General features: G+C 64.1%; 10 protein-coding genes, 1 rRNA gene and 2 pseudogenes. 8 read left to right on the top strand and 5 right to left on the bottom strand.

Annotated elements, in window-relative coordinates; all coding sequences use genetic code 11:
* Window positions 1–71 precede the first annotated feature (71 nt).
* Window positions 72–1,088, top strand: coding sequence for an AraC family transcriptional regulator (locus CFB50_RS35405; RefSeq protein ID WP_089449078.1), 1,017 nt, complete (start codon window positions 72–74; stop codon window positions 1,086–1,088).
* Window positions 1,089–1,136: 48 nt separating this feature from the next.
* Here CFB50_RS35405 and CFB50_RS35400 read toward each other — a convergent pair whose 3' ends face one another.
* The 3 genes and pseudogenes from CFB50_RS35400 to CFB50_RS35390 form a co-directional block, all read right to left on the bottom strand.
* The gene (locus CFB50_RS35400) at window positions 1,137–2,522 is read right to left on the bottom strand and encodes a purine-cytosine permease family protein (RefSeq protein ID WP_089449077.1); all 1,386 of its coding nucleotides are present in this window, start codon (window positions 2,520–2,522) and stop codon (window positions 1,137–1,139) included.
* Between the two features lie 300 nt (window positions 2,523–2,822).
* Complete coding sequence (locus CFB50_RS35395) at window positions 2,823–4,214, bottom strand: aspartate aminotransferase family protein (protein ID WP_089449076.1); 1,392 nt, start codon at window positions 4,212–4,214, stop codon at window positions 2,823–2,825.
* Between the two features lie 81 nt (window positions 4,215–4,295).
* Window positions 4,296–5,801 (bottom strand): annotated as a pseudogene (locus tag CFB50_RS35390) (aldehyde dehydrogenase).
* Between the two features lie 383 nt (window positions 5,802–6,184).
* Between CFB50_RS35390 and CFB50_RS35385 the strand changes: the two are divergent.
* The 3 genes from CFB50_RS35385 (at window position 6,185) to CFB50_RS35375 (ending at window position 7,824) form a co-directional block, all read left to right on the top strand.
* The gene (locus CFB50_RS35385; protein WP_089449075.1) at window positions 6,185–6,784 is read left to right on the top strand and encodes a hypothetical protein; all 600 of its coding nucleotides are present in this window, start codon (window positions 6,185–6,187) and stop codon (window positions 6,782–6,784) included.
* 92 nt (window positions 6,785–6,876) lie between these two features.
* Window positions 6,877–7,248 (top strand): nuclear transport factor 2 family protein, encoded by a 372-nt coding sequence (locus CFB50_RS35380; protein ID WP_089449074.1) that lies wholly within the window; start codon window positions 6,877–6,879, stop codon window positions 7,246–7,248.
* A 111-nt stretch (window positions 7,249–7,359) separates the two neighbouring features.
* Window positions 7,360–7,824: a GNAT family N-acetyltransferase gene (locus CFB50_RS35375; RefSeq protein WP_089449073.1), complete on the top strand. Its 465-nt coding sequence runs from the start codon at window positions 7,360–7,362 to the stop codon at window positions 7,822–7,824.
* Between the two features lie 50 nt (window positions 7,825–7,874).
* On the opposite strand, the gene CFB50_RS35370 is transcribed toward CFB50_RS35375, so the two are convergent.
* Window positions 7,875–9,704, bottom strand: coding sequence for a methyl-accepting chemotaxis protein (locus CFB50_RS35370; protein WP_089449072.1), 1,830 nt, complete (start codon window positions 9,702–9,704; stop codon window positions 7,875–7,877).
* A gap of 534 nt (window positions 9,705–10,238) precedes the next feature.
* Between CFB50_RS35370 and CFB50_RS35365 the strand changes: the two are divergent.
* The 4 genes and pseudogenes from CFB50_RS35365 (at window position 10,239) to CFB50_RS35350 (ending at window position 12,266) form a co-directional block, all read left to right on the top strand.
* Window positions 10,239–10,824: pseudogene (locus tag CFB50_RS35365) on the top strand (RNA polymerase sigma factor).
* Between the two features lie 12 nt (window positions 10,825–10,836).
* On the top strand, window positions 10,837–11,145 hold the full coding sequence (locus tag CFB50_RS35360; RefSeq protein ID WP_039343153.1) for a hypothetical protein: 309 nt from the start codon (window positions 10,837–10,839) through the stop codon (window positions 11,143–11,145).
* A gap of 2 nt (window positions 11,146–11,147) precedes the next feature.
* On the top strand, window positions 11,148–11,444 hold the full coding sequence (locus CFB50_RS35355) for a 4Fe-4S dicluster domain-containing protein (RefSeq protein WP_089449541.1): 297 nt from the start codon (window positions 11,148–11,150) through the stop codon (window positions 11,442–11,444).
* Between the two features lie 105 nt (window positions 11,445–11,549).
* A complete protein-coding gene (locus tag CFB50_RS35350; RefSeq protein WP_089449071.1) occupies window positions 11,550–12,266 on the top strand; it encodes an O-methyltransferase in 717 nt (238 codons plus the stop codon).
* 136 nt (window positions 12,267–12,402) lie between these two features.
* On the opposite strand, the gene rrf is transcribed toward CFB50_RS35350, so the two are convergent.
* Window positions 12,403–12,515: ribosomal RNA gene (rrf, locus tag CFB50_RS35345) — 5S ribosomal RNA — on the bottom strand.
* Between the last annotated feature and the right edge of the window lie 3 nt (window positions 12,516–12,518).

The raw sequence follows: 12,518 nt of genomic DNA, 5'->3' as shown, positions 1-12,518 counted from the left end.
TACATTGCAATCAATGACAAACAGAATCTAGAATCGTGATCGCTTTTGCCATGTCGGGAGGATGCAGGAAAATGGGGCCGCAGATGATTTCGCCGGATTTCGTCGACGATGCGCTCGCGTGCCTGCGCCGGCAAGGCCTTCCGACGGAGGCCGTGCTGCGTGCCGCCGGCCTGCCGGCCGCCGTGCGCGAGCCCGTCACGCCGCAGCAGTACGGCCGGCTGTGGCTCGCGATCGCCGGTGCGCTCGACGACGAATTCTTCGGGCTTGCCGCGCGCCCGATGCGGCGCGGCAGCTTCACGCTGCTGTGCCATGCGGTGCTGCACGCCGGCACGCTCGACAAGGCGCTGCGGCGCGCGCTGCAGTTCCTGCGCGTGGTGCTGGACGAGCCGCATGGCGAGCTCGTCGTGGCCGATGGGCAGGCGCAGATCGTGCTGACGCAGACGGGCGCGCCCTGTCCGGCGTTCGCGTACCGGACGTTCTGGCTGATCCTGCTCGGTGTCGCGTGCTGGCTGATCGGCAGGCGCATCCCGCTGCAGCGCATCGACTTCGCGTGCCCGAGCCCCGACCAGCGCAGCGACTATCACCAGTTCTTCGGCGTGCCCGTGCATTTCGACCGGCCCGACAGCCGGCTTGCGTTCAATGCCGCGTACCTCGCGCTGCCGACGATCCGCTCCGAGCAGGCACTGAAGACCTTCCTGCGCGGCGCGCCCGGCAACCTGCTGGTCCGCTACCGGCACGATACGGGCTGGGTCACGAAGACGCGCGCGCAGCTGAAGACGCTGCCGGCCGCGGAGTGGCCCGACTTCGATACGCTGGCCGTGCGCCTCGGCACGACGCCCGCGACGCTGCGACGGCGTCTGCGCAGCGAAGGGCAAAGCTTCGCGGCAATCAAGGACGAGCTGCGCGGTGCGCTGGCCCAGTCGCTGCTGCGCGGGCATGCGCTCAGCGTGGCGGAGATCGCGGCCGAGCTCGGCTTCACCGAGCCGAGCGCGTTTCATCGCGCATTCCGGAAATGGACGGGCACGAGCCCGGGTGCGTTCCGGCGGGACGTGCATGCGGCGGAGGAACCGGGGGTGGTGAGCGGATGATGCGGCGGGCAGTCGTCAACACTGCATGCCCGGCCGGCACGGAAACGCTCACGCTACGCCCTGCAACGGCCGCGAGAACAGCTTGCACCCCGCGTAGTAGACGAGCGACGTCAGCGACAAACCGACGATCCACGACACGTCCGCGCCGCCGAGCCGGCTCGCCAGTTCTCCCGTATAGAGATCGGTCGCCATGAACGGCGCCTGCGCGACGATACCGATGAAATACGAGCCAACGGCGATCGTATTGAAGCGTCCGTAGATGCCGCCGTCCTGCCGGAAGAACGAATCGACGTCGTACTCGCCGTGGCAGACGAGGTAGTAGTCGACGAGGTTGATCGCGGTCCACGGCACGAGCACGTACAGCAGCAGCAGGATGAAGTTCGTGTAGCCGGCGAGGAAATTGTCCTGCCCGAACAGCGCGATCGAGAGCGCGATGCCGCACAGGACGATCGCGGTAATCGCCCGCGCACGCGCCTTGCCCGACCACGACGGGAAGAGCGTCTGCAGCACGGTAATCGCCGACAGCGCACCGCAATACAGTTCCATCGCATTGCTGGCCGCGATGCCGAACGACAGCACGACGATCACGAGCACGCTGATCCCTTGCGTGAGGCCCGTGAGGCCGCTCACGACATTGCCGTCGGGCGTCGCGAGCCCCACCAGGCAACCGAGCAGCATCGGGAAGAACGAGCCGAGCACGCAGCCCCAGTAACTCGACCAGAACGCGGTGCGCGGCCCGGTATCGGGCGGCAGGTAGCGCGAATAGTCCGATACGTAAGGCGCATAGGCGATCTGCCACAGCGCGGCGACCGACATCGCACCCAGGAAGCCCGACAGGTTCAGCGAATGCTTCGAGAACGTATCGGCGGGCAATCCGTGCACGAAGATGATCCACACGAACGCCAGCACGAGCACGCTGCCCGAGCACCAGCTCAAAAGCCGCGCATACGCGTGGATCAGCTTGTAGCCGTAGATCGATCCGAGCAGGCTGATCAGGCCGATCACCACGACGCCCGCATCGAGCGGAATGCCGGCGCCCAGGCTGTGCAGCGCCTGCCCGCCGAACACGCAGTTCGATGCGAAGAAGCCCACATACATCACGACGACCAGCCCGACCACGAGCAGCGCGCCGAACGACCCGAACTGCCCGCGGGTCTGGATCATCTGCGGCACGCCAAGCTGCGGCCCCTGCGCGGAATGCAGTGCCATGAAGACCGCGCCGATCAGGCTGCCGACGAGCGTGGCGAGCGCCGCCCACCAGAACGGCTGCTTGAACACCGTGGTCGCGAGCGATCCGGTGACGATCGTCAGCATCATGATGTTCGACCCGAACCAGATCGTGAACAGGTCCTTCGCGCTGCCGTGCCGCTCGGTGAGCGGAATCGGCTGGATGGTGCTTTCCTCGAGATGAGCAATGGACTCGCCCTGACTCATTTCGTCTCCTTGTTTCTGTTGTGATGTTCGTGGATTCGGGGATTGAAGGGTGACCAGGAATACGTGGCTGGCTCAAAGCGTGCGCGCTTCGATCTGCCGACTATGCCATTTGCATTCCTTATCAATAAGCAGCCGGCGGAACATCGCTTTATTGCGACCATCGCCCACGATACCCGGTCTTCGCTCTGCCGGATTGCCACTCCGGTGGCCGCGCGCAGTCGACTCGTCTCCGAACCGGATCCTGTGGTTTGGCGCGCTTGCGCCCGACACTCATCGGACGAAAGCGCGCCGCTCACCTCGTCAGCAGTCGATCCCGAGCACTTCGCGCGCGGTGGCATCCACGGCCTTGCGCATCGTGTCGACCAGTTCATCGATTTGCGCGTGATCGATCACCAGCGGCGGTGCAACGATCAGTCGGCCGTTCGTCGAACGCACGATCGCGCCGAGTTCGAACCCGACGGTCCGGCTGTGCCAGGTCAGGTCGGCCTCGTTCGCAAAGCGCTCGCGCGTCGCCTTGTTCTTCGCGAACTGGATCGCGCCGACCGCACCCACGCCCTGGATCTCGCCGACGAGCGGATGGTTGCCGAACGCATCGCGCAGCGCCTTCTGCAGGTACGGCCCGGTATCCGTCTTCGTCCGCTCGACGAGGCCTTCGCGCTCGAGCAGGTCGAGGTTGGCCAGTGCGACGGCGGCCGCGACCGGGTGCCCCGAATAGGTCAGCCCGTGCGCGTAGACGCCCCCCTTGTCGACCAGCGAATCGCCGACGCGCCGGCTCATGATCAGCCCGCCCATCGGCACGTAGCCCGAGGTCAGCCCCTTGGCCATGCAGATCAGGTCCGGTTCGAAGCCGAAGTGACGGTGCGCGAACCACTCGCCGGTGCGGCCGAAGCCGCCGATCACCTCGTCCGCGCACAGCAGCACGTCGTACTGACGGCAGATGCGCTCGATCTCCTGCCAGTAGCCGTCCGGCGGAAAAATCATCCCGCCCGCGCCCTGGAACGGCTCCGCGACGAACGCGGCCACGCGGTCCGCACCGATCTCCAGGATCTTGCGCTCGAGCGACAGCGCCGCCTGCTTGCCGAATGCCTCGGGGCTCAGGTCACCGCCGTTCGCGTACCAGTACGGTTCGTCCACGTGCGTGATGTTCGGAATCGGCAGGTCGCCCATTTCATGCATGAACGCCATGCCGCCCAGCGATGCGCTCCCCACCGTCGACCCGTGATAGCCGTTCACGCGGCCGATCATCACCTTCTTCTGCGGCCTGCCCATCACGTCCCAGAACCGCCGTACGGTGCGAATCAGCACTTCATTCGATTCGGATCCCGAATTGGTATACACCACGTGACTGAAGCGATCGCCGAGCAGCGCAAACAGCCGCTCCGACAGTTCGATCACCGACGGGTGCGTCGTGTGAAAGAACATGTTGTAGTAGGACAGTTCCTTCATCTGCCGCGCGGCAGCGTCGACCAGCTCCGGCCGGCCATAGCCGACGTTCGTGCACCACAGCCCGGACATGCCGTCCAGGTAGCGGTTGCCGTCGTTGTCCCATAGATGGACACCTTCGCCGCGCACCATCACGCGCGCGCCTTCCTCGTTCAGCGCCTTCTGGTCGACGAATGCGTGCAGGTGATGCGCGGCGTCGCTGCGTTGATAGTCTTGCGTCGTACGATGCGGAAAGTTGGGCGCATTCATGGGCGAGTCCCCGGTTCGTTTTGTGGATAAAAAGCGTTGTCGTGTTGCGCGGCGCAACCGCGTGCAGCCTGCCGCGTCGAATCAGTAACTGATCCAGGTTGTCTTGAGGCCCGTGTACTTGTCGATCGCATGCAGCGAAAGATCGCGGCCGAAGCCCGACTGGCGGAACCCGCCGAACGGCGTCTGCGCGCTCAGCGCATCGACCGTGTTGACGGACACCGTGCCGGCACGCAGCCGCCCCGATACACGGTGCGCACGCGACAGGCTGCCGGTCCAGAGCGACGCGGCCAGCCCATAGATCGAGTCGTTCGCGAGCCGGACGGCCTCGTCCTCGGTGTCGAACGCCATCACCGACAGCACCGGCCCGAAGATCTCCTCGCGTGCGATGGCGTCGTCGTGCTTCACGTCGATGAAGATCGTCGGCTCGATGAAGTAGCCCTTGCCGTCGACGCGCGGCGCGCCTCCACCGATCGCGAGCGTCGCACTATCGCGGCCGCGAGCAATCTACTCGCGCACGCGCCGATGCTGCTGCTCGTCGACGATGGCGCCCATCCCGCTCGCCGGATCGAGCGGATCACCCGGCATGAACGCGGCGGCATGCGCAATCAGCCGGTCGACGAACGCATCGTGAATCGAACGCTGGACCAGCAGCCGCGAGTTGGCGGAACACACCTCGCCCTGGTTGAAGAAAATGCCGAAGCACGCCTTGCGTGCGGCCAGGTCCAGATCGTCCGTATCGTCGAAGACCAGGTTCGGGCTCTTGCCGCCGCACTCGAGCCACACCTGCTTCATGTTCGACTGCGCGGCGTATTCGAGGAATTTCTTGCCAATGGCCGTTGATCCCGTGAAGGCGAGCACGTCCACGTCGGGATGCAGCCCGAGCGCACGCCCCGCAGTCTCGCCGTAGCCCGGCACGACGTTCAGCACGCCCGGCGGCAGGCCGGCCTCCAGCGCCAGTTCCGCGAGACGCAATGCCGACAGTGGCGATTGTTCCGCCGGCTTCAGCACGACGCTGTTGCCGGCCGCCAGCGCCGGCGCGACCTTCCACGCGACCATGTCGAGCGGAAAATTCCACGGCACCACGGCGCCCACCACGCCCAACGGTTCGCGCGTGACGACCGCGAAGTTGCCGGGGTCCGTCGACGCGACTTCGCCATGCAGTTTGTCGACGGCTTCGCCGTACCAGCTGAACAGGCCGCCCGCGGCCGGCACGTCGATGCTGAACGCGTCCGCCACACGCTTGCCCATGTTGAGCGAGTCGAGCAGCGCGAGCTCCGCACCGTGCGATGCGATGAGTTCGCCGAGCCGGCAAAGCACGCGCTTGCGCTCTGCCGGTGCGCAACGTGACCAGACGCCGGATTCGAACGCGCGACGCGCGGCACGCACTGCGTCGTCGACGTCCGGTGCATCGCACGACGCGACTTCCGCGATGACGGCCTCCGTCGCCGGATTGATCGCGGCGAACGTCGGGCCGCTTCGGGCCGGCACGCCGCGGCCGCCGATATGCGCGAGCGTTCTCGGGACCACTTGCGCCGCGAGACGTCTCCAGTCCGCGTGCTGACGATTTTCTGCTGACGTTGGGTTCATTCAAGACTCCGTTTTGACGACAGGCGTTTATGCATTGTTCTCCGCCTGAACCCGACCCGACGAATGACGCCAGCGGGCATGACCGATGCCCATGACCGCCGCGCATCGCCGCAGACGTCCGGTTGGCAAACTGTCGGTCATCAAAATGAGATTCGAAAGAACAGTTTTTCTTCTCATTGAAGAGGTTATTTCTATTCATTCCGCGGTCGTGCAGTGGGTTTTCCTGCCGCGTCGCAATCCCGGTGCCGTTTGTTTGCGCGCGATCGCGTCGCCTTTCCGATGAGATTCGACGTGTCATCCGCGACGACACCTGGCCGGTACGACATTGCGCCCCGGCCCGTCCGACCACATACTGGTCGGCCTGCGCGAATGAGGATGCGTCGATGATGAGTGTCGATCAGGATGCCGCTTCGATCTTTGGCGTGATCGGAACGGCCGTGTCTTTGCTGGCGGCGATTCCGTATGCGCTCGCAATCTACCGGCGCACGGTTCGCCCGCATCTGTTCACATGGCTCGTGTGGTCGGTCGTCACGGCGATCGCGGCTGCCGGCCAGTTCGTCGCGGGTGCCGGGCCGTCCGCGTGGTGCACGGCAGCCATTGCCATTACCTGCTTTCTGACGCTGGTGGCGAGCATCTTTCGCGGCGAACGCGGCTGGACACGCGTCGACTGGTTTTTCCTGGTCGCGGCCCTGTCGGCCATTCCGCTGTGGATGCTGACCGACGACCCGACGATCTCGATCTGCCTGGTCACGCTGATCGAGCTGGCCGGCCTCGGCCCGACCGTCCGCAAGACGATCCGCGATCCGTGGAGCGAGAGCCTCGCGTATTTCGGGCTGTGCGTGTTCAAGTACGCGCTGGCATTGCTGGCGTTGAGCACGTGGAGCGTCGCGGTCGCGTTCTATCCGGCCGTCAACATCATCGCGTCGATCGGCATCTGCGTGGTGATGCTCGTCCGGCGTCAATCGCTGTCGAACGCGCGGTAGACGGTATCCTTCGGTGCGGTATCTTCGTTGCTGCTGTTGCTCGCCGGCATGCGCTGAACCACAAACCTTCAGAGACGATGCGAGGCCCTGAAATGGATGCAACCCGTACAGCCATCGAACCCAGCGAAGCCGCGCTTCGTGCCGCGATGCTGGCCAACGATGTCGCAGCGCTCGATGCGTTGCTGGACGACGACCTTGTGTTCACCGTTCCGACCGGACAGGTCATCTCGAAGGAGGACGACCTGGCGACCCATCGTGCGAAGCTGTTGCGCCTCGACAGACTCGATGTGCGGGAAACGCGCGCACGCGTGATCGACGAGATGATCCTGACCACGACGAAGGCGATACTCACCGGCCATTTCGACGGCACGGCGTTCGACGGCACGTTTGCCTATACTCGGCTCTGGCGCCGATCATCCTCCGGCTGGCGCGTCGTCGCCGGGCATGCATCGCAGGTCGCGTAGCCGCGTCGAGCGCGACGTTCCTTCGAGTCGGCAAGCCCCGCGAATCCGGCGTTGAGTCGAGGCGAGCCGGGCAACACCCCGACGAAGGTGTCGACCATCACAGGAGACGAGATGCACCAAGCATTCACCGTACGCGCTGCCCGTACCACGGACGCGGACGCGCTCACGCGACTGGCTCGCATTTCGAAGGCACACTGGGGCTATCCGCAGGACTGGCTCGACTTGTGGCAGAGCGATCTCACGATTGCGCCGGAGACGATCGACGGGTCGATCGGATACGTTGCGGAATCCGGCGAAGCAATCATCGGGTTCTGGGTCCGGGCGGCATCGGAATCGGATCGCCCGACGCCCGGATGGCTGTTCGTCCATCCCGACCACATGGGCCGCGGTGTCGCCCGGGCACTGTGGCAAGAGGTCCGCAGGGAAAGCGCCGCGAGAGGGATCAGAAGCTTCGTGATCGAAGCGGACCCCAATGCGCTTCCGTTCTATCTGGCGCTCGGTGCTGAAAAAATCGGCGAAAAGGAATCGAGCGTCGTCCCGGGCAGGTTCTTCCCGATCTTGAGGATCACGATCTGATTGCAACGTCCGTCGGCACCGCCGCCGGACGCACCCGGTATCGCCCCTTCTCAGGCTGACTGCAACGTCATCGCGCGGCGGTCCTCGAGCTTGAACTCGCCGACCGTCTGCGCGAGCCTCGCGGCCTGCTCGCGCAGCAACGTCGCGGCCGCCGCCGACTGCTCGACGAGCGCCGCGTTCTGCTGCGTCGCATTGTCGAGATGCGACACCGCCTGATTCACCTGCTCGAGCCCCGTGCTCTGCTCCTTGGCAGCGACGGTCATTTCCGCAATCACGCTCGTGATGCTGCGCACGCCCTCGACGATTTCGTTCATCGTCGTACCGGCCGTCTGGACGAGTCCCGAGCCCCCCTCGATCTTCTCGACCGACGAGTGAATCAACTGCTTGATTTCCTTGGCGGCCTGCGCGCTGCGCTGCGCGAGCGCACGCACCTCGCCCGCGACGACCGCGAAGCCCCGGCCGTGCTCGTTCGCACGTGCGGCCTCGACGGCAGCGTTCAACGCGAGAATGTTGGTCTGGAACGCGATGCCGTCGATCACGCCGACGATGTTGGCGATCTCGCTCGACGCCTGCGTGATCTCGTTCATCGTCGAGACGACCTCGCTGACGACCGTGCCGCCGCGCACCGCGACGTCCGACGCCGATTCCGCCAGACGGCTCACCTGGCTCGCGGCGTCGGCGGAATTGCGAGCCGTGCCGGCGATTTCCTCGAGCGCGGCGGCGGTTTCCTGCAAGCTCGATGCTGCATGTTCGGTCCGGCCGGACAGATCCTGGTTGCCCTGCGCGATCTCGGCACTCGCGAGGTTGACGGATTCGCTGAACTCGCGAATCTGCAGCAGGATCGTACTGATCTTTTCGGCGAACAGGTTGAACGCATGCGCGATCTGCGCGGCTTCGTCCGCGCCGTCGGCAGGCAGGCGTTTCGTCAGGTCGCCGCTGCCGGTCGACACATCCGTCAGCGCGTCGCGCACCAGCAGGATGCGCTTGAAAGCCGCGTTCGTCATCGCACCGACGAGCGCGGCCGCGATCACGGCCACGATCAGGATCGCCGCCAGCGTCGTCGTCGCGACCGCGCGCATGCCGGCCGTCACGTCCGCCTTGTCGAGCGCGAGCACGAGGGACCAGTCGGTACCGGCGATCGGCTGGGCCCGCACCAGCTTGGTGGCGCCGTCGATGTCGACCGCGACGGGCTCGGACGCGGTTTGCAGCGCGCCGAGGTGGTCGGCGTCGAGTGCCGGCGAAAGACCGGTTGCCGGTTTCATGATCAGGTCGGTCTTGGCCGACGCGATCACGCGTCCGCTCTTGTCCACCAGAAATGCGAAGCTCGCGGGTGTCGGGTGTACCGAGGTCACGATCGAGCTCACGCTCTCCATGAACAGGCTGGCGGCCAGTACCCCCTTCACCGTGCCGTCGCGCACCACGGGTACCGCGAACGCAACCGCCGGCTTGCCGGTCGTTGCATCACGGTAGAGCGCCGTCACGACCAGGCTACCGGCGCTGACGGCCTGCTTGTACCACGGACGTGCGGTCGGGTCGTAGCCAGGCGCGAGCGGCACGTTCGAGAACGCGGTCTTGTCCGGCAGGCCGAGCGTCAGCACCTCGAAGCCGCCCGACTTGCCCAGCAACTTCAGCGCCGGCAGCGGGTCGCCCTCGCCGATCGCGATCGTGTCTGCAAGGGCCTGGGTTTCCCGGCCTCTGCTGGCCACCCATTCATTGATCGCCAGCGCGTGCCCGGCGAGGATCGCCTTGTGATTCTGGTCGATTGCCTCGTCGTTGTGTTGCTTGACGACGTAATAGACCAGGCCGCCTGTGACGGCCAGCGCCGTTACCACGATGGCGACGCAGGTCGCGAGTATCCGTGCACGAATCGAGGACAACATGATGACTTCGATCTCCGTTACCGCGTTATATGAATGGGGTTGCCAAAAACAGGCAACGTCCTGTTTAACGACCGCGGTTGCGGGAACTTAAGGCCTGACTGGCCAGACCAGTGTGAGCAACGGATCGGCGGAGTCGCGGAGTGCGAGACGGACGGGCTGATCCGGCAAGATCGGATACCGTGGGGCCGACTGGGGCGCGTAGAAGGGAGTCTTGATGAACTGGCAACGCTCGTCCGGATACTCGGAAGGTTGCCATGTTCCGGTTCGCCGAAGGGTTGAAGGTCTATCTGCCTCGCGGTCCGGTCGACTTCCGCATGGGCGGCCGCAGGACGGCATCTCGTTCAGCGTGTTGAAGCCGAGAGACGGGATCAGGCATCGATTCCGCTCCGGCACGCGTGTTTGACGAGCCGCCGACGATATGTGCACTCCCGGCTTAGCCGGCGATAAAGGGTATTACCGCAAGGCCGACGCGTTCAGCAGCAGATTTCTTTGCTCTCGCCACAATATTCGCGCGCCCGAAACGTCTTCAAGCGCATGGAATCGCCACCCACTTCGCACATGATGACCGACCCAGACCGCGACATCACAGCGACAGTGATGCGTGAACGATCGAGGCTAGTGAATTTCATCCGGCGTCGGATTCGCGACCCGGACGATGCCGAGGACATCCTGCAGGATGTGTTTCACGAATTCGTACAGGCGTATCGACTTCCTGCGCCAATCGAACAGGCAAGCGCGTGGCTTTTTCGTGCCGCACGCAATCGCATCGTTGACCGTTTTCGCAAGAAGAAGGAGCAGCCGCTGACCGATCTGTCCGAGGTCGACGATGACGCAAACGATGAGTATCGCCTGGACCTCGCGCTACCGGCGCATGATGCCGGCCCCGAAGCACGGTACGCGCGCACGCTAGTGCTCAAGGCCTTGCAGGATGCGCTCGACGAGTTGCCGACGAATCAGCGTGAGGTATTTTATCGCACACGAGCTGGAAGGTCAGTCCTTCAAGGAAATGGCGGCACAAAGCGGTGTCGCGCTCAATACGCTGCTCGCTCGCAAACGCTATGCGGTCTTGCATCTGCGTGCCCGACTGCAGCCCATTTATGACGAACTGGATAACACCTAGAGGAATCGACAGATGAATTTCCGAATCAGATGTGCAGGCAAGGCGCTTCTCGTGTTGATCGCGATAGGCGTGCTCGGATGGGTCGTCATGATGTTATGGAACTGGGTGATTCCGGCGCTATTCGTCGGCGCCCGTACGATCGACTTCGCCCATGCGCTGGGCCTGCTTGTGTTGAGCCGCATCCTGTTTGGTGGATTCCGCGGACATCACGGCTGGCGCGGTCGACGCCACTGGCGCAAGTGGGAGTCCATGACCCCCGAGGAACGCGAGCATTTCCGGACCGCGTGGCGATCCGGCAGCAACCGGCCCACGGGAGAGTGAACGTGCGCGAAAAATCAACGGGCGACTGCAAACAGAAGCCGGGTGTGATTGCGCCGGTCGTCGATCTGAAACGTTGCGAAGGCAAAGGGGATTGTGTTGCCGTTTGTCCCGAGAACGTGTTCGAGATCCGGCGCATCGACAAAGTCGATTACCTCGGCCTTGATCTGATGCATCGCCTGAAGCAGCGCGTGCATGGAATGAAGGTTGCCTATACGCCGAATGCGTACGCGTGCCGGTCGTGCGGACTGTGTGTGACGGCGTGCCCCGAACGCGCAATCACGCTCGCCCGAACGGCATAACAACATCCATGTATCGCCGATATCGAGCGACAGCGCAAAAGCCCTGACGGGAGAGGCTGTCGTTGGATACCTCGTCGACCGGATCAATCTCGTCAAGGAACGCACATGGCTTCATCCACCTTCGCTCTTCTGCAGCGGCTCCACGAAGAGAGCCGGACCGAAATTGTCGCCCGCGCCCGTGCGCAGTTCCAGGGATCGAACGAGGATTTTCTGTCGTTAGCCGAGGAATACGAAGCGATCGCGCCCCGTCTGCGAGGGCGGTTTCTCGAAACGTTCGGGCTGTCCAGCGACGACTTCGATTCCCCCGAAGGCAGTCCGCTATCGTTGGCCGTGTCGCCGGAAACGGGCGGATTCTTGCGCAACATGGTGCTCTCGCAACGACCGGCCAGAATCCTTGAACTCGGCAGTTCATGCGGCGTATCCACGCTGTATTTCGCCGAGGCGTTACGCACGCTGGGCCGTGGCGTGGTCGTCGCGACCGAATGCGATGCGCTCAAGTTCACACGCTTGCGCGATCACGTCGGGACGGCGGGCCTGGACGCCTATGTCGACATGCGGGAGGGCGACGTATTCGAGACCGTCGCCGAACTGGAAGGCACTTTCGACATGGTGTTCATCGATGTATGGGCCGACGCCTATCTGAAACTGTTCAGGCAGATCGAGCGCCTGCTGCGCCCGGGATCGGTCGTACTGGCCGACAACATGTACACAGCAGAGGACGCCGTTCGACCGTACAAGCACTACCTCGACAACGACCCGCGGTTTTCGAGCATGACCCTGGACTTTGAATCGGGAGTCGAATTTACGGTCGTCGTTTCTTGAGCGGGGAGTCCATCGAAGCGTTTCTTCCACGGGATCTCGGGCTAAAGAACACGGCCGCCATCCCGATCCCCCATACATTTCCATCGCCCAAATGCAAAAACCCCCGCCTTTCGGGCGGGGGTTCTTGGCTTAGGGAGCCTGACGATTACCTACTTTCACACGGGAATCCGCACTATCATCGGCGTAGAGTCGTTTCACGGTCCTGTTCGGGATGGGAAGGGGTGGGACCGACTCGCTATGGTCATCAGGCAA

Source organism: Burkholderia sp. AU33423, from assembly GCF_002223135.1.
Taxonomy (GTDB): domain Bacteria; phylum Pseudomonadota; class Gammaproteobacteria; order Burkholderiales; family Burkholderiaceae; genus Burkholderia; species Burkholderia lata_D.
This window is presented reverse-complemented; position numbering and strand designations above follow the sequence as displayed.

Coding starts and splice junctions, on each gene's coding strand:
- CFB50_RS35405 (WP_089449078.1), top strand. CDS start 72: ATGGGGCCGCAGATGATTTCGCCGGATTTCGTCGACGATGCGCTCGCG.
- CFB50_RS35400 (WP_089449077.1), bottom strand. CDS start 2,522: ATGAGTCAGGGCGAGTCCATTGCTCATCTCGAGGAAAGCACCATCCAG.
- CFB50_RS35395 (WP_089449076.1), bottom strand. CDS start 4,214: ATGAATGCGCCCAACTTTCCGCATCGTACGACGCAAGACTATCAACGC.
- CFB50_RS35385 (WP_089449075.1), top strand. CDS start 6,185: ATGATGAGTGTCGATCAGGATGCCGCTTCGATCTTTGGCGTGATCGGA.
- CFB50_RS35380 (WP_089449074.1), top strand. CDS start 6,877: ATGGATGCAACCCGTACAGCCATCGAACCCAGCGAAGCCGCGCTTCGT.
- CFB50_RS35375 (WP_089449073.1), top strand. CDS start 7,360: ATGCACCAAGCATTCACCGTACGCGCTGCCCGTACCACGGACGCGGAC.
- CFB50_RS35370 (WP_089449072.1), bottom strand. CDS start 9,704: ATGTTGTCCTCGATTCGTGCACGGATACTCGCGACCTGCGTCGCCATC.
- CFB50_RS35360 (WP_039343153.1), top strand. CDS start 10,837: ATGAATTTCCGAATCAGATGTGCAGGCAAGGCGCTTCTCGTGTTGATC.
- CFB50_RS35350 (WP_089449071.1), top strand. CDS start 11,550: ATGGCTTCATCCACCTTCGCTCTTCTGCAGCGGCTCCACGAAGAGAGC.